This window comes from Pseudomonas sp. S3(2024), from assembly GCF_036861315.1.
Classification (GTDB): Bacteria; Pseudomonadota; Gammaproteobacteria; order Pseudomonadales; family Pseudomonadaceae; genus Aquipseudomonas; species Aquipseudomonas putida_A.
In genome coordinates this window covers 39,592-60,141 of sequence record NZ_JAZAQQ010000015.1, presented here as the reverse complement: position 1 = coordinate 60,141, position 20,550 = coordinate 39,592, and the positions used below count along the sequence as shown (strand labels likewise).

The window sequence follows — 20,550 nt, the reverse complement described above, 5'->3', positions numbered from 1 at the left end:
CCCCTCTAAATTCCGATTCAGTAGTGTGGTATTTCCTTAATGAAAGTTTTGAAAGGTCAGGACATCCTGGCACTGGGCTTTATGACATTTGCCCTGTTCGTCGGGGCCGGCAACATCATTTTCCCGCCTATCGTCGGCCTGCAGTCCGGACCAAACGTCTGGATGGCGGCGCTGGGCTTCTTGATCACGGCCGTCGGTCTGCCGGTGGTCACCGTCGTTGCCCTGGCCAAGGTCGGTGGTGCGATGGATGCGCTGAGCAGCCCGATCGGCAAGATCGCCGGTGGTGTGCTCGCCGCGGCATGCTACCTGGCGGTCGGCCCGCTGTTCGCCACCCCGCGGACCGCGACCGTGTCGTTCGAAGTGGGTCTGGCGCCGCTGACCGGCGAAAGCCCGCTGGCGCTGTTCCTCTACAGCTCGGTGTACTTCCTGCTGGTGTTCTTCATCTCGCTGTATCCGGGCCGTCTGCTCGATACCGTGGGGCGTTTTCTCGCGCCATTGAAAATCATCGCCCTGGCGGTACTCGGCATCGCCGCATTCGCCTTGCCGGCCGGTGATATCGGTCAGGCCACACCGGAATACGTCGCGGCACCGTTCTCACAGGGCTTCATCAATGGTTACCTGACCATGGATACCCTCGGCGCGCTGGTGTTCGGTATCGTCATCGTCAACGCGATCCGCTCCCGTGGCGTCGAGTCGCCTGCGCTGATCACCCGTTACGCGATCATTGCCGGCCTCATCGCCGGTGTCGGTCTGGCGCTGGTGTACATCAGCCTGTTCCGCCTCGGCTCCGGCAGCCACGAAGTCGCGGTCGGTGCCACCAACGGTGCGGCGGTGCTGCATGCTTACGTGCAACACACCTTCGGTTCGCTGGGCAGCGGTTTCCTCGCGGTGCTGATCTCGCTGGCGTGCCTGGTGACGGCGGTCGGTCTGACCTGCGCCTGCGCTGAATACTTCAGCCGCGTGCTGCCGCTGTCCTACAAGACCCTGGTGATCATCCTCGCCGCGTTCTCGCTGCTGGTGTCGAACCTGGGCCTGACCAAGCTGATCGCGTTCTCGATCCCGGTGCTGACTGCAATCTACCCGCCATGCATCGTTCTGGTAGCTCTGAGCTTCTGCAAGGACTTCTGGCATGAACACGGGCGGATCCTCGGCCCGGTCATGCTGGTTTCGTTCCTGTTCGGCACGATCGACGCGCTCAAGGGCGCCGATCTGGCTGACTGGATGCCGTCGCAGCTGTCGCACCTGCCGCTGAGCGAGCAGGGTCTGGCGTGGCTGGTGCCATGCGTGATGACCCTGGTGGTCGCCGTGGTCTGCGATCGCCTGCTGGGCAAGCGCAGCGAAGCCGTTGCCTGACGTTGTCTGACCCGCCACAAACGGGTCTTCAGCGCTTAAACAGAAATGCCCCGTATCAATCGATACGGGGCATTTTTTATGGGCGTCTGGCAGTGTCTTTTTCCGCGAGCTAACGTCGAAGCACTGCACAGATTTTATGTAGGAGTGAGCCTGCTCGCGATGGCGTCGTACCTGTCGGATCAATGCCGGGTGTGTCACCGAATCGCGAGCAGGCTCACTCCTACAGGTAATGCATCCACACTTCACAGGAAAACGAATGTCGTTCATCCAAGCCAATCTGATCCACCTGCTGGCCGCGCTCTGGTTTGTCATCTGCTGGGGCGGCTACACCCGTTATGCGTCGTGGAAGGCCCGCGACACCGCGTGCCTGGCCAGCGTGCTGCACCTGTATCGCGAAGACTGGATGCGCCGCATGCTACTGCGTGACAACCGTATCGCCGACGCCAGCGTGATCGGCAATCTGGAGCGCAACGCCTCGTTCTTCGCCTCCAGCACCCTGATCATCCTCGCCGGCATTCTCACCGTGCTCGGTGCATCCGAGCGCGCCGTGTCGTTGCTGGCGGATATCCCGATGGTGCAGCAGGCATCGCAGGGCATGTCGGAGATCAAGTTGCTGTGTCTGGCGCTGGTGTTCGTCTATGCGTTTTTCACGTTCAGTTGGTGCATGCGTCAGTACAACTTTGCTGCGGTGCTGGTCGGTTCCGCGCCGATGATCGGTGAGCGTCAGGTCTCGGAGCAGGAGCGCAAGGCGTTCGCACTGCGGGCGGCACGGGTGATTTCGATGGCGGCGAACCAGTTCAACTTCGGTCTGCGTTCTTATTACTTCGGCATGAGCATGCTGGCGTGGTTTGTCAGCCCGTGGCTGTTCATGTTGATGAGTGCCGGGGTGGTCATCGTGTTGTACCGCCGCGAGTTTCATTCCGACGTGCTGGATGTGATGGTCTATACCCCTACAGAGGCACCATTGCCCGAAACCAATAAAGAGGCTGCTTGATGAGTATTCCGTTCTGGTGTGTGTTTATCAGTGCACTGTTGATTTACATCGCGCGCATGCCGGTGGGCAAGGCCATGAAAGAGCAGGGTGGTTACAACAACCATCTACCGCGCCAACAACAGGCACAACTCACTGGTTACGGCGCGCGGGCGCTGGCGGCACACCAGAACTGTATCGAAGCGTTCATCCTGTTCGCCGTGGGTGTGCTGATGGCGCACACCACGCAAACCCAAGGCTGGTTGATCGATGCCCTGGCAATCATCTTTGTGATCGCGCGAATTCTTTACGTGTGGTTGTACCTGGCGGATAAACCATCCCTGCGCAGCCTGGTGTGGCTGGTCGGCCTGATCTGCAGTTTGTTACTGATGATTAGTCCGACTTTTAGAACCGTATGGCTCTAAAACAACCTCTAAACCAACACTGACAAAAAATCACAGGCAAAAGAAAACCCGCACTTGGCGGGTTTTCTTTTTCTGCATCAAGTCGCAATTATTGCTTCTTGGCAGCTTCTTCCTGAGCAGCTTGATTCGATTCAGCCTGAGCTTTGGCAGCTTCGGCGTTTTCTTTTGCTGCGTCGTTCACTTTATCCTGAGCTTTGTTCATGTCTTGCTGAGCTTGCTCAGCATGTTGGTTTGCATCTTGAGCTTTGTCCTCGGATTTTTTATCGCAGGCAGCGAGACCGAGGGAAGCGGTCAACATCAAGGCAATAGCTAAAGTCTTACGCATGGGGTGTTTCTCCTTATGGAAAATAACTACTGGCCTTAAGAGCACTGGCCCAAAGGTTAAGTTCCTCATTTCGTTCAGATATATAAGTTTGTTTTTTAGTGGAACTTTTGCGGCATTTCCTACTACTGGCAAAAGGCTCTAACGAGAGTAATTATCAAATGGCTGAAAACCCCGTTTTTGAGCGCGCGACACGATTTCTTTCGGCCCTGCGCCATTGTCAGGTGCTCGGTTTGACGGTACACAGCGCCAGCAGCGAAGGGCTGACGGTGAGGTTGCCGTACAACGCGCAAATCGTCGGCAATCCACAGACCGGGGTCATCCACGGCGGCGCCATTACCTCGCTGATGGACACCGCGTGCGGCATGTCCACGTTGTGCGTGCTGGCGGAATTCGAAGTCTGCCCGACCATGGACCTGCGTATCGACTACATGCATGCCGCCGAGCCGAAGAAGGATGTCTATGGCTTTGCCCAGTGTTACCGGGTCACCACCGATGTGATCTTCGCTCGCGGCTTTGCCTATCAGGATGACCCGAATCAGCCGATCGCCCATGTCGTCGGTACATTCATGCGCATGGGTAAGGGCCTGAAAGGTACCCAGGGATTTGGCGGCAAGGTCAAAGGAGAAAATCGATGAGCGATGACTGGAAGCAACAGCTGCTGCAGGCTCACGCTCAGGGCGATTACGCGCCGTTGTTGCGGATAATTCCTTACGCCGGGCTGATCGGCGTCGTATGTTCCCGGGTCGGCGATGAATTGCTGTTCAAGCTGCCGGCGAACAAGGACAACATTGGTAACCCTTTATTGCCGGCGATCCATGGCGGGGTGATTGCCGGGTTCATGGAGCTGGCAGCCGCGTTGCATTTGCTGATCTTCACCGGTTCGCCCGGGGTGCCGAAGATCATCGACTTTTCTCTGGATTATCTGCGCGCCGGGCAGTTTCGCGACACTTGGGCCAAATGTCAGGTCTGTCGCCAGGGCCGGCGCGTGGCCAACGTCGCCATCACGGCCTGGCAAAGCACCGAGAGCGAACCGATTGCCACCGCCCGTGCACATTTCAAAATTGATGAGCCCTTGAAATCCTGAACGCTGCCCCCAACTCAGTGAACAACCCGCCGCCGACCCTCAAGGTCGCGGCCACTGCCATCTGATTGGAGTTTGATGACCATGAGTGTGGAAACTCAAAAGGAAACCCTGGGCTTCCAGACCGAGGTAAAGCAGCTGCTGCACCTCATGATCCATTCGCTGTATTCCAACAAGGAAATCTTCCTTCGCGAATTGATCTCGAACGCCTCTGACGCTGTCGACAAGCTGCGCTTCGAAGCCCTGGCCAAGCCTGAGTTGCTCGAAGGTGGCGCTGAACTGAAAATCCGTGTGAGCTTCGACAAGGACGCCAAGACCGTCACCCTCGAAGACAACGGTATCGGCATGAACCGTGACGATGTGATCACCCACCTGGGGACCATCGCCAAGTCGGGCACCGCCGATTTCATGAAGAATCTCTCGGGCGATCAGAAGAAAGATTCGCACCTGATCGGCCAATTCGGTGTCGGCTTCTACTCGGCGTTCATCGTTGCCGACCAGGTTGATGTGTATTCCCGTCGCGCCGGCACTCCGGCCAGCGAAGGCGTGCACTGGTCGTCGAAAGGCGAGGGCGAGTTCGAAGTCGCCACCATCGACAAACCAGAGCGCGGCACCCGTATCGTCCTGCACCTGAAGTCCGCTGAAGACGAGTTCGCCGACGGCTGGCGTCTGCGCAACATCATCAAGAAATACTCCGACCACATCGCGCTGCCGATCGAACTGCCGAAAGAAGTCACTGCCGCTGAAGGCGAAGAGAAGCCTGCCGTTGAATGGGAAACCGTCAACCGCGCCAGCGCCCTGTGGACCCGTCCGCGCACTGAAGTGAAGGACGAGGAATACCAGGAGTTCTACAAGCACATCGCTCACGACTTCGAAAACCCGCTGGCCTGGAGCCACAACAAGGTCGAAGGCAAGCTCGAGTACAGCTCGCTGCTGTACGTGCCGGCCCGTGCGCCGTTCGATCTGTACCAGCGTGAAGCGCCGAAAGGCCTGAAGCTGTACGTGCAGCGCGTGTTCGTGATGGATCAGGCCGAGTCGTTCCTGCCGCTGTACCTGCGCTTCATCAAGGGCGTGGTCGATTCCAACGACCTGTCGCTGAACGTGTCGCGGGAAATCCTGCAGAAAGATCCGATCATCGACTCGATGAAGTCGGCGCTGACCAAGCGCGTGCTGGACATGCTGGAAAAACTGGCGAAGAACGAGCCTGAGCAATACAAGGGCTTCTGGAAAAACTTCGGTCAGGTCATGAAAGAAGGCCCGGCAGAAGATTTCGCCAACAAGGAAAAAATTGCCGGTCTGCTGCGTTTCGCATCGACCCAAGGCGACGACGGCGAGCAAGTTGTCGGTCTGGCTGACTACCTGGCGCGCGCCAAGGAAGGTCAGGACAAGATCTACTACCTCACCGGCGAAACCTACGCGCAGGTCAAGAACAGCCCGCACCTGGAAGTCTTCCGCAAGAAAGGCATCGAAGTGCTGCTGCTGACCGATCGCATCGACGAGTGGCTGATGAGCTACCTCAGCGAATTCGACGGCAAGACCTTTGTCGACGTGGCACGCGGTGACCTTGATCTGGGCAGCCTGGACTCGGAAGAGGACAAGAAAGCTGCAGAAGAAGTCGCCAAGTCCAAAGAAGGTCTGGTCGAGCGCCTGAAAACCGCGCTGGGCGACTCCGTTGCCGAGGTTCGCGTCTCTCACCGTCTGACCGATTCGCCAGCCATTCTGGCCATCGGCGAACAGGACCTGGGCCTGCAAATGCGCCAGATCCTCGAAGCCAGCGGGCAGAAAGTGCCGGAGTCGAAGCCGATTTTCGAATTCAACCCGAGCCACCCGCTGATCGAGAAACTCGACGGCGAGCAGAACGAAGGGCGTTTTGGCGACCTGTCGCACATCCTCTTCGATCAGGCCGCTCTGGCGGCTGGCGAAAGCTTGAAAGACCCGGCCGCGTACGTGACCCGTCTGAACAAGCTGCTGGTTGAACTGTCAGCTTGATCACGTTGTAGAAAAACCCGCTTCGGCGGGTTTTTTCATTCTGGTGTTTAACTAATCAGGAGTCAGAAATGAGCCAAGTTACTGTACGTTCCGTGGTCTATCAGCTGGATGGCCAGCCCTATGAAGGTCGTCTGGCGTTCGACACCGAGCACAAGGGCGCGCGCCCGGGCCTGCTGATGGCGCCGAACTGGATGGGCGTCAGCGCCGGGGCGGAAGAAATCGCCAAATCGGTCGCGGCCAAGGGCTACGTGGTGTTGATTGCTGACGTGTATGGCCAGGCAGTACGTCCGCAGAACGCTGACGAGGCCGGCGCGGCGATGATGCCGCTGAAGAACGACCGCGCACTGCTGCGCAAGCGCATGCAGGCAGCGTTCGAGCAGTTGCAGAAGCAGGGTGAGGCGGCGGTTGATACCTCAAAACTGGCGGTGTTCGGGTTCTGCTTCGGTGGTTGCTGCGCACTGGATCTGGCGCGTACCGGTGCACCGGTGAAGGCGGCGGTGTCGTTCCACGGCACGCTCGACTCGCCGAACCCGGCGGATGCAAAGAACATCAAGGGCTCGGTGCTGGTGCTGCACGGTGCCTCCGACCCGTTGGTGCCAAAAGAGCAATTGCCGGCGTTCGAAGATGAAATGAACGCGGCGAAGGTCGATTGGCAGTTGCTCAGCTATGGCGGTGCGGTGCACTCGTTCACCGATCCACATGCCAATGTGCCGGACAAGATGATGTACGACGCGAAGACTGCCAAGCGTGCGTTCAAGTCGATGCATGATTTGCTGGAAGAAGTGTTCAAGGGCTGATTTTTCGGCGCCTTTACTGGCCTCTTCGCGAGCAAGCCCGCTCCCACAGGGGGGATTGTGATGTGTACTCAGAACTCATACACACCACAATTCCCCCTGTGGGAGCGGGCTTGCTCGCGAAGGCTTACCCTCTAGCGACACAACACTCAGGGCAGTTCGATCCGCTCGATTTCCCCCGGCACCGTCGGCCAATCCCCGGCCGCCCATTTACGCCGCGCCTCATCAATCGCCGCCGGATCGCTCGCGACGAAATTCCAGTTGATCCGCCGAGGCCCGTCCAGCGGCGCGCCGCCAAACACCACCGCGTGCACGTCACTCTCGGCGAACAGGCTCATCTGTTCCCCGGCCGGCAACACCGCCAGCGCATGGGGTTCGAGGGGCTCGCCATTCAACTGCGCATCGCCACTCAGCACATAAATCGCGCGTTCTTCGTGCTCGGTCGGGATCAGCAAAGTGGTGGCGGTCTGCATCTTCACTTCGGCGTACAGCGTAGGAGAAAGCACCGGCACCGGCGATTCCAGGCAAAAGCCTGACCCGGCGATCATCCGAATCTGCACACCAAGGTTATCGCTGACCGGCAAGGTTGCCGCCGGGTGATGGCTGTAATGTCCCGGGCCTTGCTCGTGATCCTTGGGCGAAGCGAGCCAGATTTGCAAACCGTGCATGGTGAAGCTTTGCTCCCACAGCGGCTCGGGCGTGCGCTCGACGTGGGCAATCGCACTGCCGGCGGTCATCCAGCTGACATCGCCAGCACTGACCACCTGATCGGAGCCGAGGCTGTCCTTGTGCTGGATCTGCCCTTCGAACAGGTAGGTCAGGGTCGACAGACCAATGTGCGGATGCTGTCGGATGTTCATGCCTTTGCCCGTTGGATAAACCGTTTCGAGCATGTGGTCGAAAAACACGAAAGGCCCGATGCTGCGGCATTTGGCTGACGGCAGCGGGCGCAGGATCGGCTGGCCTTCGACGTCTTCGGCGCGCGGGCGGATGATCAGTGGTTGCTTATCCATGGTGCATTCCAGGCTGAGCGGGTGATGCCAGAAGCATAACCCGCCGCTGGCAAGAGGGTGATTACTGGCTGTCGAAGCCTTGTGGGGCGTGGGTTTCGATGCTGACGTCGGTGGTAGTCATCAGTTTGTGGATCGGGCAGCGATCAGCCACGCGCAGTAACTCTTCACGTTGGGCATCAGTGAGGACGCCCTTGAGGGTAAGCGTCACGTGCAGGGCGTATTTGCCTTTTTGCTCTTCGCTGTTGTCGCGTTTGACCTCGACACCCACGCCGGTCAGCGGGATGTCTTTCTTCTTCGCGTACATCTTCAGTGTCAGTGCCTTGCAGGCACCGAGCGCGGCGTCGAAGTAGTCGTGTGGCTCGGGGGCCGAGCCTTCGCCGCCGGCAGACTTCGGCACGTCGGCAAACAATTCGTGGTCATCGATCTGTACGGTGTGACGAAAACCTTCGGCGGAGACGGTATTGACGGTAACAGTCATGGCAACCTCACTGGCAGTAGGAAAAAGTCGTGCGATCAAAAAAGGACCTTGCAGTTATAGAGCATTCCTACAGAGCCGCGTTCCACTTTCCTACAGGATGAACCCTTGTCATCGGCTCAAGGTCTAGGCTATGCCTACCTGCCGGAGATTACTTGTGTCCTTGTTTCGTTTGAGTCTTGCCTGCCTGCTGGCATTTGCCGGTAGCGCCAGCGCGCGCGATTACACCTACAGCGATGCGCACCTGCATTACGTGGATTTTTTCCAGGAAACCGCCGGCATGGCGAAATTGCTCACAGCGATGAAGGACAATTCCATCGATCACGTGATGATTTCCGGGATTCCCGTGGCGAAGAAATGGCATGAGGACGAACCCAAGCGTCCGCGTTATTACGCCGGCGATGACGCCGATGCCTATTGGTACAGCGCCACCGACGTGATCGTCGCTGATGCCGTGCAGAAACTGACGCCGGAGCAGCGTCTGCACTTTCATCCGTTCCTGTCGGGCTTCAACCCCAATGACAAGAACTCCGCAGCGCACATTCAGCGCATGCTCGATCTGTATCCGGGGCTGTGGCAGGGCATCGGCGAAGTGTTCACCCGCCATGACGACCTGACGGCGTTGACCGCTGGCGATACGCCACGGGCCAACAACGAAGCGATGAAGCGGATTTATCACCTGGCTGCCGAAAACGATCTGCCAGTGATGCTGCATTCCAACATCACCTCCAAGCGTGAGAAAAATCCGCTGTACTTGAAGGAAATCGAAGAACCCCTGCGTAATCACCCGCACACCCGGTTCATTTGGGCGCACGCCGGCACCAGCGCGGAAATTCATCGGCACCAGACGCAACTGAAATTCCTCCTGCCGACGGTGAGTCGGATGCTTGAGGCTTATCCGAATCTGTTCATTGATCTGTCGTGGAGCATGCTCACGCCGTATCTGTTGGACGAGCAGGGCAAGCCGCGTGCGGAATGGCTGGCATTGGTCGAGAAATACCCTGAGCGCTTTATGGTGGGTTCGGATGTTGTAGGCAGATTCAACAAGCTCGGTCAGGAAATGCGCAGCTTCACGCCGTTCCTTGATGCCTTGCCTGAAGAAATTGCGCGTAAGGTCGCCCGGGATAACTTCCTGGCGATATTGCCGCGAACAGCGGCAAAGTCCGGGAAACCGCGCTGAATCGTTAATGCCGAGGGTTCGAAGTATCAAGGCCTTTTGATATCACCTTTTGGTCTTACGCAAATTTTCGCCGGGCCGATACCTTCTAGAGCAACCAGCTGCAGGGTTGATGCAGCGCTTTTGGAAGGAACCAGAGTCATGAGCATCCGTAGTCTCAATATCGCGCCGCGAGCCGGCCTGGGTTTTGGTGTGTTGGCGCTGATGGTGTTTGCCCTGGGGGCGTTCGCCCTGCTGCAAATGGCGAACATGCGCGCCCAGTCTGATGAGGTCGACAACAACTGGCTGCCGAGCGTCATGGCGGTCGGCGAGATGAGTCAGGACATGTTGCGCCTGCGTGCGCTGACCATGCGCCTGCTGCTCAATCGTGACCCGCAGGCGCTGGCGCAGAATGTCGCCAAGCTCAATGACCTGCGCGGTGTCTTGAGCGAAGCGCAACAACGCTATGACGTGTTGATCGTGCTGCCCGAAGAGCGCAAGTTGTTCGACCGCTTCAAGGTTGCCGAGCACCGGTATCTGGAGTTTCAGGCGCAGGTCATGCAGTTGTCCGCACAGAATCGGGTGGAGGAGGCGGCGGCGATTCTCAACGGTGAAATGAGCCCGTTGGCCGACGACATGGCGGTCACCCTGAAGGAGCTGGTCGAGCTGAACAAGCACAACGCCAACCTTGCCACCGAAGCCGCGCGCCTGGTTTTCATCAATTCGCGGGTGTGGGTCGGGGTGATGATTGGCATTACCGCATTGATCACCATCGGTCTGGCGCTGCTGCTGACCCGCAGCATCGTCCTGCCGCTGGCGCAATCACTCGGCGTGGCGGAAGTGGTGGCTGGTGGCGATCTGACGGGCGATATCAACATCTCCGGCAAGGACGAACCGGCGCGGCTGCTGCAGGCGCTGAAAAGCATGCAGCACAACCTGCGCGACACCATCCGGCAGATTTCCGAGTCGTCCAGCCAGTTGGCGTCGGCCTCGGAGGAACTGAGTTGCGTCACCGAGGACGCCACGCGCGGGCTGCACCAGCAAAGCCTGGAGATCGAGCAGGCCGCCACGGCGGTCAATCAGATGACCGCTGCCGTGGAAGAGGTCGCGAGCAACGCCGTGGCGACTTCCGAGGCGTCGCGCGAGTCTGACCGGATTGCCCAGCATGGGCGCGAGCAGGTCAATCAGACGGTGACTTCGATCCAGTCTCTGGCTGACGACGTCACGTCCAATGCAACGCAGGTCGAGGATCTGGCGCAGAAGGTTCACGGCATCAGCAAAGTGCTCGACGTGATCCGCTCGATTGCCGAGCAGACCAATCTGCTGGCACTGAACGCAGCGATTGAGGCGGCGCGGGCCGGGGATGCCGGGCGTGGCTTCGCGGTGGTGGCCGATGAGGTGCGGGCGCTGGCCCATCGCACCCAGCAATCGACCCAGGAAATCGAGCAGATGATCGGTGGCATTCAGCAGGGCACCGATTCTGCGGTCAGTTCGATGCAACAGAGCAGCGTCCGCGCCAATTCGACTCTGGAACTGGCCAAGGCTGCGGGTTTGGCGCTGGAGGAAATTGCCTCGGCGTTCACCTTGATCAATGAACGCAACCTGGTGATCGCCAGCGCCTCGGAGGAGCAGGCAGCGGTGGCGCGGGAGGTGGACCGCAACCTGATGAACATCCGCGATCTGGCGATGCAGACGTCGGCGGGAGCAAATCAGACCAGTGCGGCGAGCCAGGAGCTGTCGCGGCTGGCGGTGGATTTGAACAATATGGTGGCCAAATTTTCGGTCTGAGCTGACCCTTGACGATTGCACTCACCCCCTGTGGGAGCGGGCTTGCTCGCGAAGGTGTTGTATCAGATACATCTTCGTTAGCTGGCAGGCCGCCTTCGCGAGCAAGCCCGCTCCCACAGTATTTGTGTGTCGCCTGGAAATCGCAGGCACAAAAAAGCCCCGCATCTGCGGGGCTTTTCGTTGTAGCGGCGGATCAGCTGCCTTTAACGGTTTTGCCGTTGACCGTACCGTCCTGGAGCATGATGTTGTACTCCTTGCCGTCGGTTTCAACCTGTTGCAGGCGCACCAGCAGGTAATCCCAGTCCTTGGCGAACCACAGCACCGTGATGCGCTTGCTTTGTGTCGGGTCACGCACGCGCTCTACCTTGATTGCATCGATCTTGCCGGCCTTGGTGTCGACTTTCTCGGCACCCAATACACGGAAGTCATAGGTGTCGACTTCACCGTCGTCGACCACCTGATAGCTCATGGTCTTTTTGCCGGCGGCCACGTCATGCTGCAGCGCCAGCTGGTAGGTCGACTTGTCGACCATGCCACGGTTCAGCGGGATCTTCACCGCGTCGCCACGGTCGGTGCCGGTGACCATCTTGCTGTTCCAGTCGAAGTCCAGATCAGCCTTTTTTGCTTTGCCCAGACCACCACGTTCGAAGTGGTAGGACTGTGGCAGCAGGGTGTCCTTGTCCAGGGTCAGCGTGCTTTCTTCGGTCAGGCTGGCGATCATCATCGACGCCTTGAAGCTGAGTTTCCAGACACCGTTGGCTTCCTTGGTCAGGCTGCGTTCGGCGGTGCCGCTCATGGGCAACTGTTTCCAGTCGGCGGTGTAGCTGGCGGAGAACGGTTGAAGGTCTGCCGCCTGCGCGAAAGGCAGGGCGAGCAGAGCGCAAGCGAAGAGCAGGGCGCGACGCATAAAATCTCCTAGTGTCGAATCAAGTGGCCGCTGGCCGCGAGTAACTGGCCATCCAGTAAAGCACCTTGCTCACCGAGTGCCAGTCGGCCTTCGGCAAACCAGCGTACAGCCATCGGGTAGATCAGGTGTTCCTGGACATGCACTCGCTGCGCAAGTGTCTGCGGCGTGTCGTGCAACTCTACCGGTATTACTGCCTGTACGACCAGTGGTCCACCATCGAGTTCCTCGGTGACGAAGTGCACGGAGCAGCCGTGCTCCGCATCGCCGGCCTCGAGCGCGCGCTGATGAGTGTGTAACCCTTTGTATTTGGGCAGCAGCGACGGGTGGATATTGAGCAGACGACCCTGGTAGTGACGCACGAAATCAGCGCTGAGAATGCGCATGAAGCCGGCCAGTACCACGAGTTTCGGTTTGAATTCGTCGATCAGTTCGATCAGGGCAGCATCGAAGGCCTCGCGACCTTCGAAAGCCTTGTGATCCAGCGAGCGGGTGGCGATACCCGCGTCACTGGCGCGTTGCAGGCCGTAGGCGTCGGCGCGGTTGGAAATCACCGCAGCGATGCGGACCGGGCTGTCGCCGGTCCGCGTGCTGTCGATCAGAGCCTGCAAGTTACTGCCGGTGCCGGACAACAGCACCACGACATCACAGGTTGCGGACATTAATGAGCCTTAAGGTTCTGCAGATCAACCTGGGCAGCGCCTTCGGCAGCGGCAGCGATCTGGCCGATGACCCAAGGCTGCTCGCCGGCATCACGCAGGGTGTTCAGGGCCACTTCAACGTGCTCCTGAGCCACGCAGATCACCATGCCGACGCCGCAGTTCAGTACGCGGTGCATTTCGGTCTCGTCGACGTTGCCTTTCTCTTGCAGCCAGTCGAAGACCGCCGGGCGAGTCCAGCTGGCCACGTCAACCACGGCCTGAGCGCCTTTTGGCAGAACGCGCGGAATGTTGTCCAGCAGGCCGCCACCGGTGATGTGGGCCATGGCTTTGACCGCGCCGGTGTCTTTGATCAGCTTGAGCAGCGGCTTCACGTAGATGCGGGTCGGGGCCATCAGCAGTTCGGTCAGTGGCTTGCCGTCGAGCTGAACGGTTTCAATGTCGGCACCCGACACTTCGATGATCTTGCGGATCAGCGAGTAGCCGTTGGAGTGCGGGCCGGACGATGGCAGGGCGATCAGTGCGTCACCGGTGGCGACTTTCGAGCCGTCGATGATTTCGGCTTTTTCCACGACGCCGACGCAGAAGCCGGCCAGATCGTAGTCTTCGCCTTCGTACATGCCAGGCATTTCAGCGGTTTCGCCGCCGACCAGGGAGCAGCCAGCCAGTTCGCAGCCTGCACCGATACCGGTGACCACGGTGGCAGCTACGTCGACGTTCAGCTTGCCGGTGGCGTAGTAGTCGAGGAAGAACAGCGGTTCTGCGCCGCACACCACCAGATCGTTGACGCACATGGCGACCAGGTCCTGGCCGATGCTGTCGTGCTTGTTCAGGTTCAGCGCCAGGCGCAGCTTGGTGCCGACGCCATCAGTACCGGAAACCAGCACCGGCTGTTTGTAACCGGCCGGGATCTCGCAGAGGGCGCCGAAACCGCCCAGGCCGCCCATGACTTCCGGGCGCGCAGTGCGCTTGGCGACGCTCTTGATGCGTTCGACCAATGCTTCACCGGCGTCGATGTCTACACCGGCGTCCTTGTAGCTCAGGGAGGGTTGCTTGCTCATGATCCAGGCCTTTAGGGGAGGGGATTCAGGGGTAACGACCGAGTTCAGCGGGAACATCGAAATCGAGAGGGCGATGGCCTTACGCGAATTTCGGGGTGCCCGGCTGTTGCCGGTCTGCGAAGGCGCGCGATTTTATCAGGCTTGAGGGGCAGCGGCCATCCTCGCGCCGACGGGCAGGGGCATAATCGACTGAAATTTTTTGCAATTGTGCCGGGCGGCTGCCTGTATAAGGTGTGCCGATTAACCGTCTATCGTTATCACTGTGCAAAAACTTACCGCTAGCGTGTGAATGTTTTGCGATGGCAGATTGTCACAGCCTTGCTTAACCGGTTCACGCGGCCTGTTCCAGCCGCTCCTGTCGACGGGAATTTTCCATGCGTTTTTGTAAATTGTTGGTTGTGGGTTGTTTGTCGTTGGTCAGCCTGGCGAGTCATGCCGAAAACCTCAAGGGTCTCTATCAAGTGCGCCAGCCGGTCAGTAGTCAGGCGCCGGAAGAGCGTGATCGCGCCACTCAGGCGGCACTGGATACGCTGGTGTTGCGCCTGACCGGTGACCCCAAGGCGCCGCAAAATCCCGGGCTGGCGGCGATTCGCAAGGATCCGCAGCAGATCATCAGTCAGTTCGGTTTCGATGCCGGGCCGCCGGAGGTGCTCAAGGTCGATTTCGATCCGGCCACCACCGAGCAGGCGCTGCGCCGGGCCGGGCTGTCATTGTGGGGGGCGAGTCGGCCGTCGATTCTGAGCTGGTGGCTGAATGATGCGACTGAAGGTTCGAGCCTGGTCGGCGACGGTCAGGCAGCGGCTGCACCGTTGCGCTCTGCGGCTCAGCATCGCGGCTTGCCGCTGCGTTTGCCGCTGGCGGATCTGAGTGAGCAACTGGTGGCTACCGCGCCAGTGCTGGATGGCACCGATCCCGCGCCATTGCGCGGCGCTTCGGAGCGTTACGGCGCGGATGCGTTGCTGGCGGTGCATGCGCACGAAGAGGGCGGGCAGTGGCAGGCCAAGTGGCATCTGTGGCTGGGCGATCAGAAAGAGGCCGGCAGTGTGCAGGGCGCCGACCAGGCTGCCGTGGCCGATGCGGTGATGCTGGCGGTGGCCGAGCGTCTGGCGCCGCGCTTTGTCGCCAAGCCTGGTGCTTCGGGCCAACAGACCCTGGAAGTGCAGGGCATGAATCTGGAGCATTACGCCACACTGCTGCGGTTACTCGAACCGTTCGGTGTGCGTCTGCAAAGTGTCGATGGTGATCGCATCGTGTATCGGGTCAACGGCAGTGCCGATCAGTTGCGCGCGCAGTTGTCGTTGGCGAAGTTGCAGGAGTTGCCGGCCGAAGCACCGACGCCAGTGGCAGCGCCGCAGCCAGCGGTGGCAGGTGCAGCGCCTGTTGCGGCTCCGGCGCCTGCACCGGTAGCACCTTCGTTGCGGTTTCGCTGGTAAGTCTTTCCTTATATAGAAGCAGTGGGAGTGGTAAATGGCCGATACGCGGCGTTGGTTCTGGCTCGGTGGGGTAGTCCTGCTTTGCGCATTTGTCTGGTTGCTGCATCCGATCCTCACGCCGTTTCTGGTGGCGTTGCTGCTGGCGTATCTGTTCGATCCGCTGGTGGATCGGTTGGAGAAACTCGGTTTGTCGCGAACCTGGGGTGTGATCGCGGTGTTCGCCTTGTTCACTCTGATCGTCACCACGTTGCTGTTGGTGCTGGTGCCGATGCTTGCCAAGCAGTTGGTGCGTTTGTATGAGTTGGCGCCGCAAATGCTTGACTGGCTGCAGCACACGGCGCTGCCGTGGGCGCAATCGAAGCTGGGCCTGTCTGACGGCTTCTGGAAGTTCGACAAGGTCAAGGCGGCGATCAGCGAACACATGGGGCAGACCACTGACATCGTCGGTGTGGTGCTGAGTCAGGCGACGGCCTCGAGTCTGGCGCTGATCGGCTGGCTGGCGAATCTGGTGCTGATCCCAGTGGTGAGTTTTTATCTGCTGCGCGACTGGGACGTAATGATGGCCAAGATCCGCAGCCTGTTGCCGCGTGATCGTGAAGAAACCATCGTCTCGCTCGCAGCTGAGTGCCACGAAGTGCTCGGCGCGTTCGTGCGCGGACAACTGCTGGTCATGCTGGCGCTGGGCGTGATCTACGCAGCGGGTCTGATGATTGTTGGTCTGGAATTGGGGCTGTTGATCGGCCTGATCGCAGGCCTCGCGGCAATCGTGCCGTACATGGGTTTTGTGATCGGGATTGGCGCGGCGCTGATTGCCGGGCTGTTCCAGTTCGGTGGCGATCTGTACCCGATGATCGGCATCGTAGCCGTGTTCATGGTCGGGCAGGCGCTGGAAGGCATGGTGCTGACGCCGCTGCTGGTCGGCGACCGGATCGGCCTGCATCCGGTGGCGGTGATTTTCGCGATTCTGGCTGGCGGCGAGCTGTTCGGCTTTACCGGAGTGCTGCTGGCATTGCCGGTGGCGGCGGTGATCATGGTGCTGGTGCGTCACGTGCACGATTTGTACAAGGACTCGGATATCTACAGCGGGGCAGATGAGCCCGAGTTGTAATCCGATCACGGGCGGCCCGGCATTGTGCCGGGTTGGCCCGGGTTTTGCGGTGGGTTCGTTCGATACCGCGTCAGAGAAACTGTCATAAAACCAGCGTGTTAACGCAAACCTTTGATTTTGCTTGGGGTCTGTCGCATTGTGCGCTCAGCTTCACGGGTATAAACTTCGCAAACTTTACACAGAGGCCACTAACGGTTCCTTGAGAACTGTTCAGTCAGCATGAAACCGATTCAGCTGCCCCTAGGTGTGCGTCTGCGTGACGACGCCACCTTCATCAACTACTACCCAGGCGCCAATGCCGCTGCACTCGGCTATGTCGAGCGCCTATGCGAAGCCGACGCCGGCTGGACCGAAAGCCTCATCTACCTGTGGGGCAAGCATGGGGTAGGGCGTACGCATCTGTTGCAGGCGGCATGTCTGCGTTTCGAGCAGATGGGTGAGCCGGCGGTGTATCTACCGCTGGCCGAGCTGATGGATCGTGGTATCGAAATCCTCGACAACCTTGAGCAGTACGAACTGGTCTGCCTGGATGACTTGCAGGTGATTGCCGGCAAGCCGGACTGGGAAGAGGCGATGTTTCATCTGTTCAACCGCCTGCGTGACAGCGGTCGACGTTTGCTGATTGCCGCTTCAACCTCGCCGCGCGAGCTGCCGGTGAAGCTGGCTGACCTCAAATCGCGCCTGACCCTGGCGCTGATCTTCCAGATGCGTCCGCTCTCCGATGAAGACAAATTGCGTGCCCTGCAATTGCGCGCGTCGCGTCGCGGTCTGCATCTGACCGATGAAGTCGGACACTTTATTCTGACTCGCGGCACCCGCAGCATGAGTGCATTGTTCGACCTGCTCGAACAGCTGGATCAGGCCTCGTTGCAGGCGCAACGCAAGCTGACGATTCCGTTCCTGAAAGAGACCCTCGGTTGGTAGCCAGCCCTTGAAATACGAGGCTTTCAGCACGTTTCGACATATTTCAGGCGCCAGAAAATCCGCGTTTCCGCATCGTATGCAGACCGCGTATCGAGTCAAATGGGCTTAAGCGCTTAGATGTAAACGAGAAACCGGGAAGTCACAAAAAGATCGATTGAATTTGCAAATGAGGCCGATAGCGGGCATAGTCTCGGCTTCTTTACAACTTCAGCCACGGTCGTGCCCATGCTAAATCGCTTCGCACCCCTCGTGCCTCTCGCACTCGTCACCCTGTTGTTCGGTTGCGCTGCTCATTCTCCAGTTCAAGAGCAGCCTCAACAGGTTAAAAATTCTGCCACTGCCCAGTCTTCCGTTATTTACCAGGAAGAGCTGGACACAGAAAAAGAACTCTCGGACTTCAACAAGAAGCCGTACGAGCTCCCGGTTCTGGCCGACAGTATCCTTGAACGCGGCATGTCCCTGATCGGTACCCGTTACCGTTTCGGCGGTACCTCTGAAGCCGGCTTCGACTGCAGCGGTTTCATCGGTTATCTGTTCCGCGAAGAAGCCGGTATGAATCTGCCGCGCTCCACCCGTGAAATGATCAACGTGGATGCGCCTCTGGTCTCGCGCGGCAACCTTGAGCCGGGCGATCTGCTGTTCTTCGCCACCAATGGTCGTCGCGGTCGTGTAAGCCACGCCGGGATCTACCTGGGTGACAATCAGTTCATCCACTCCAGCAGTCGTCGCAGCGGCGGTGTTCGCATCGACAGCCTGGGTGACAGCTACTGGAGCAAGACCTTCATCGAAGCCAAGCGCGCCCTCGCGATGGCTCCGACCGTAGTCACCGCTCGCAAGTAATTCCCCCCGTTGTCGCCACGTCCGTGGCGACAAAAACGGTGCCCGGCAAGGGAGTAGACCTAGACTTTACAAGGTGAAGTTAAAGTCTTACTTGAAGTTTGCCGCGTAGCCGCTAGAATCCTGTATCTATATTGATGGCAAACCGCCTGCGTGCTGCGCAGGCGGTTTTGTTTCTGTCCATTCGGCAGAGAAAGCCGCAGCCAGATCAGGATGTTCTGCTTATGACGATGTCGGCCCGCCTCACAGTGATTTTCTTCGCAGCGCTGCTCAGCGCCTGCGCCAGCCGCACTCCGCCGCCTGCGCCAGTGGTACGCGCTCCGGTGGTATTCGGGCCTTCCCAGGCTTTTTCGCCTGCTGCTGAAGACGTGCTGTTTCGCGCGCTGGGTCTGGTTGGCACGCCTTATCGCTGGGGCGGCAACACACCGGATTCCGGGTTTGATTGCAGTGGCCTGATCGGTTTCGTCTACCGCGATGCCGCCGGTATCTCCTTGCCGCGCTCCACCCGCGAGATGATCGTGATGCAGGCGCCGAATGTCGGCAAAGAGGGTTTGCAGACCGGCGACCTGATCTTCTTCGCCACCAATGGCGGCTCGCAGGTCAGTCATGCGGGGATCTACGTCGGCGAAGGGCGCTTCGTGCACGCGCCGGCCACCGGCGGCACGGTGAAGCTGGACAGCCTGTCGAAGGCGTACTGGCAGAGGGCGTATCTGAGTGCCAAGCGGGTGTTGCAGCCTGAGCATCTGGCACATAACCCGTAGTTCAAATAGCTCACAATCCAATGTAGGAGTGAGCCTGCTCGCGATAGCGGTTGATCAATCAACACTGATGTTGAATGTGACACCTTCATCGCGAGCAGGCTCACTCCTACAGTTGTTTTGGGGCCGGCCAAAGTTACTTGGCGGACGAAACCCGCCAAACCTTGTTCCCCACATCATCCGCCACCAGCAAACCACCTTGCTGGTCGATCACCACGCCTACCGGGCGACCCAAAGCGTTTTCGTCCTTGTCGAGGAAACCGGTCAGCACATCCACCGGTGCTCCGTTCGGCTTGCCAGCGGCGAACGGTACGAAGATCACTTTATAGCCACTGTGCGGTTTGCGGTTCCACGAGCCGTGCTGGCCGATGAACGCGCCCTCCTTGAACTGCGCCGGCAGGCTGTTGCCTTCGGCGAAGGTCAGGCCCAGCGAGGCAGTGTGCGGGCCGACGGCGTAGTCCGGGGCGATAGCTTTGGCCACCAGATCCAGATTCTGCGGCTTCACCCGCACATCCACGTGCTGACCGTAATAGCTGAAGGGCCAGCCATAGAAGCCGCCGTCCTTGACCGAGGTGATGTAGTCCGGCACCAGGTCGCTGCCGATCTCGTCACGCTCGTTGACCGCTGTCCACAGCGCACCCGTGGTCGGTTCCCACGCGAGGCCGTTGGGGTTGCGGATGCCCGAGGCGAAGATCCGGTGGTTGCCGGTGGCGCGATCGACTTCCCAGATCGCCGCGCGACCTTCTTCTTTATCCAGACCATTCTCGCCGACGTTGCTGTTCGAGCCGACAGTGACGTACAGCTTGCTGCCGTCCTTGCTGGCGATGACGTTTTTGGTCCAGTGATGGTTCAGCGTGCCGCCCGGCAGATCGGTGACTTTGATCGGCTGAGTCTTGATCTCGGTCGCGCCGGATTCGTAGTGGAAGCGCAGCAGGCGATCGGTGTCAGCGACGTACAAATCGTTACCGACCAGGGTCATGCCAAACGGCGAATTGAGGTTTTGCAGAAACACCGTGCGGGTCTCGGCCACGCCGTCGTGGTCGGCGTCGCGCAACAGGGTGATGCGGTTTGGGCTCGGCACACCAGCGCCGGCCTTGCCCATGACTTTCTTTATCACCCAGCCACGAATGCCGCTGCTGTCGTCAGGCTTGGGCGGAGCGTTGGTTTCCGCCACCAGCACGTCACCGTTGGGCAGCACGTAGAGCCAGCGCGGATGGTCGAGGCCTTCGGCGAATGCAGCGACTTGCGTGCCGGCTGCGGCGGTCGGTTTACCGCCGGCGGGCCAGCCGACCGCCGGGGCGATGTTCACCGTCGGGATCAAAGTTTTGTTTGGTTCAGGCAGCTTCGGTGACGGACCGGTGCCGTCAGAAACTTGCAGGCTGGAGGATTCACCGCAGGCGGCGAGCCCTCCGGCGAGGGCGATGACGAGAGCGAGTTGGGTTTTGCGCATTACTGATCTTCCCTATGAATGCATGCCTAATCATAGAGGAGTGCGCG

General features: G+C 59.5%; 21 protein-coding genes. 14 read left to right on the top strand and 7 right to left on the bottom strand.

Features of this window, described 5'->3' with window-relative positions; all coding sequences use genetic code 11:
• The first annotated feature begins 39 nt into the window (after positions 1–39).
• From brnQ to VLA07_RS25535, 3 genes are all read left to right on the top strand, one after another.
• Positions 40–1,353, top strand: a complete 1,314-nt coding sequence (gene brnQ / locus VLA07_RS25545) for a branched-chain amino acid transport system II carrier protein (protein WP_333992314.1) — start codon at positions 40–42, stop codon at positions 1,351–1,353.
• 256 nt (positions 1,354–1,609) lie between these two features.
• A complete protein-coding gene (locus tag VLA07_RS25540; RefSeq protein WP_027614039.1) occupies positions 1,610–2,347 on the top strand; it encodes a DUF599 domain-containing protein in 738 nt (245 codons plus the stop codon).
• A complete protein-coding gene (locus VLA07_RS25535) occupies positions 2,347–2,748 on the top strand; it encodes an MAPEG family protein (protein ID WP_247267683.1) in 402 nt (133 codons plus the stop codon). The genes VLA07_RS25540 and VLA07_RS25535 overlap by 1 nt, the downstream gene beginning before the upstream one ends.
• A gap of 88 nt (positions 2,749–2,836) precedes the next feature.
• Here VLA07_RS25535 and VLA07_RS25530 read toward each other — a convergent pair whose 3' ends face one another.
• Positions 2,837–3,073 carry a hypothetical protein gene (locus VLA07_RS25530; protein ID WP_007962865.1) on the bottom strand — a complete coding sequence of 79 codons (237 nt, stop codon included), beginning with the start codon at positions 3,071–3,073 and terminating at the stop codon, positions 2,837–2,839.
• Between the two features lie 158 nt (positions 3,074–3,231).
• Here VLA07_RS25530 and VLA07_RS25525 point away from each other — a divergent pair, with 158 nt between their 5' ends.
• The 4 genes from VLA07_RS25525 (at position 3,232) to VLA07_RS25510 (ending at position 6,940) form a co-directional block, all read left to right on the top strand.
• On the top strand, positions 3,232–3,708 hold the full coding sequence (locus VLA07_RS25525; RefSeq protein WP_333992312.1) for a PaaI family thioesterase: 477 nt from the start codon (positions 3,232–3,234) through the stop codon (positions 3,706–3,708).
• Positions 3,705–4,157 carry a PaaI family thioesterase gene (locus VLA07_RS25520; RefSeq protein ID WP_330207373.1) on the top strand — a complete coding sequence of 151 codons (453 nt, stop codon included), beginning with the start codon at positions 3,705–3,707 and terminating at the stop codon, positions 4,155–4,157. The genes VLA07_RS25525 and VLA07_RS25520 overlap by 4 nt, the downstream gene beginning before the upstream one ends.
• 81 nt (positions 4,158–4,238) lie before the next feature.
• The gene (gene htpG, locus VLA07_RS25515) at positions 4,239–6,143 is read left to right on the top strand and encodes a molecular chaperone HtpG (protein ID WP_333992310.1); all 1,905 of its coding nucleotides are present in this window, start codon (positions 4,239–4,241) and stop codon (positions 6,141–6,143) included.
• Positions 6,144–6,211: 68 nt separating this feature from the next.
• Positions 6,212–6,940: a dienelactone hydrolase family protein gene (locus VLA07_RS25510; protein WP_333992309.1), complete on the top strand. Its 729-nt coding sequence runs from the start codon at positions 6,212–6,214 to the stop codon at positions 6,938–6,940.
• Between the two features lie 146 nt (positions 6,941–7,086).
• Here the strand turns inward: VLA07_RS25510 and VLA07_RS25505 are convergent, their stop codons facing one another.
• The gene (locus VLA07_RS25505; RefSeq protein WP_333992308.1) at positions 7,087–7,950 is read right to left on the bottom strand and encodes a pirin family protein; all 864 of its coding nucleotides are present in this window, start codon (positions 7,948–7,950) and stop codon (positions 7,087–7,089) included.
• A 61-nt stretch (positions 7,951–8,011) separates the two neighbouring features.
• Positions 8,012–8,428 carry an OsmC family protein gene (locus VLA07_RS25500; RefSeq protein WP_027614046.1) on the bottom strand — a complete coding sequence of 139 codons (417 nt, stop codon included), beginning with the start codon at positions 8,426–8,428 and terminating at the stop codon, positions 8,012–8,014.
• Between the two features lie 130 nt (positions 8,429–8,558).
• Between VLA07_RS25500 and VLA07_RS25495 the strand changes: the two genes are divergently transcribed.
• Complete coding sequence (locus VLA07_RS25495) at positions 8,559–9,605, top strand: amidohydrolase family protein (protein WP_442969558.1); 1,047 nt, start codon at positions 8,559–8,561, stop codon at positions 9,603–9,605.
• A gap of 138 nt (positions 9,606–9,743) precedes the next feature.
• Positions 9,744–11,369, top strand: a complete 1,626-nt coding sequence (locus VLA07_RS25490) for a methyl-accepting chemotaxis protein (RefSeq protein WP_333992306.1) — start codon at positions 9,744–9,746, stop codon at positions 11,367–11,369.
• 193 nt (positions 11,370–11,562) lie between these two features.
• Here the strand turns inward: VLA07_RS25490 and VLA07_RS25485 are convergent, their stop codons facing one another.
• Genes VLA07_RS25485 through purM form a run of 3 tightly spaced genes read right to left on the bottom strand, consistent with a single transcriptional unit; the run spans position 11,563 to position 13,993 of the window.
• Positions 11,563–12,276: a DUF3108 domain-containing protein gene (locus VLA07_RS25485; RefSeq protein ID WP_007962880.1), complete on the bottom strand. Its 714-nt coding sequence runs from the start codon at positions 12,274–12,276 to the stop codon at positions 11,563–11,565.
• Positions 12,277–12,284: 8 nt separating this feature from the next.
• Entirely contained in the window at positions 12,285–12,935 is a 651-nt protein-coding gene (gene purN, locus VLA07_RS25480; RefSeq protein WP_047600250.1) for a phosphoribosylglycinamide formyltransferase, read from the bottom strand.
• Positions 12,935–13,993, bottom strand: a complete 1,059-nt coding sequence (purM, locus tag VLA07_RS25475) for a phosphoribosylformylglycinamidine cyclo-ligase (protein WP_027614051.1) — start codon at positions 13,991–13,993, stop codon at positions 12,935–12,937. Before purM ends, purN begins: the two co-directional genes overlap by 1 nt.
• A 374-nt stretch (positions 13,994–14,367) precedes the next feature.
• Between purM and VLA07_RS25470 the strand changes: the two genes are divergently transcribed.
• From VLA07_RS25470 to VLA07_RS25450, 5 genes are all read left to right on the top strand, one after another.
• A complete protein-coding gene (locus tag VLA07_RS25470) occupies positions 14,368–15,426 on the top strand; it encodes a DUF2066 domain-containing protein (RefSeq protein WP_247267678.1) in 1,059 nt (352 codons plus the stop codon).
• A gap of 34 nt (positions 15,427–15,460) precedes the next feature.
• Positions 15,461–16,534, top strand: coding sequence for an AI-2E family transporter (locus VLA07_RS25465; protein ID WP_202371114.1), 1,074 nt, complete (start codon positions 15,461–15,463; stop codon positions 16,532–16,534).
• Between the two features lie 219 nt (positions 16,535–16,753).
• Entirely contained in the window at positions 16,754–17,458 is a 705-nt protein-coding gene (hda, locus tag VLA07_RS25460; protein WP_025111852.1) for a DnaA regulatory inactivator Hda, read from the top strand.
• Between the two features lie 225 nt (positions 17,459–17,683).
• Complete coding sequence (locus VLA07_RS25455; RefSeq protein ID WP_007962885.1) at positions 17,684–18,298, top strand: C40 family peptidase; 615 nt, start codon at positions 17,684–17,686, stop codon at positions 18,296–18,298.
• Positions 18,299–18,519: 221 nt separating this feature from the next.
• Positions 18,520–19,056 (top strand): C40 family peptidase, encoded by a 537-nt coding sequence (locus tag VLA07_RS25450; RefSeq protein ID WP_333992302.1) that lies wholly within the window; start codon positions 18,520–18,522, stop codon positions 19,054–19,056.
• Positions 19,057–19,189: 133 nt separating this feature from the next.
• On the opposite strand, the gene VLA07_RS25445 is transcribed toward VLA07_RS25450, so the two are convergent.
• Entirely contained in the window at positions 19,190–20,503 is a 1,314-nt protein-coding gene (locus tag VLA07_RS25445; RefSeq protein ID WP_333992300.1) for a PQQ-dependent sugar dehydrogenase, read from the bottom strand.
• Positions 20,504–20,550 lie beyond the last annotated feature (47 nt).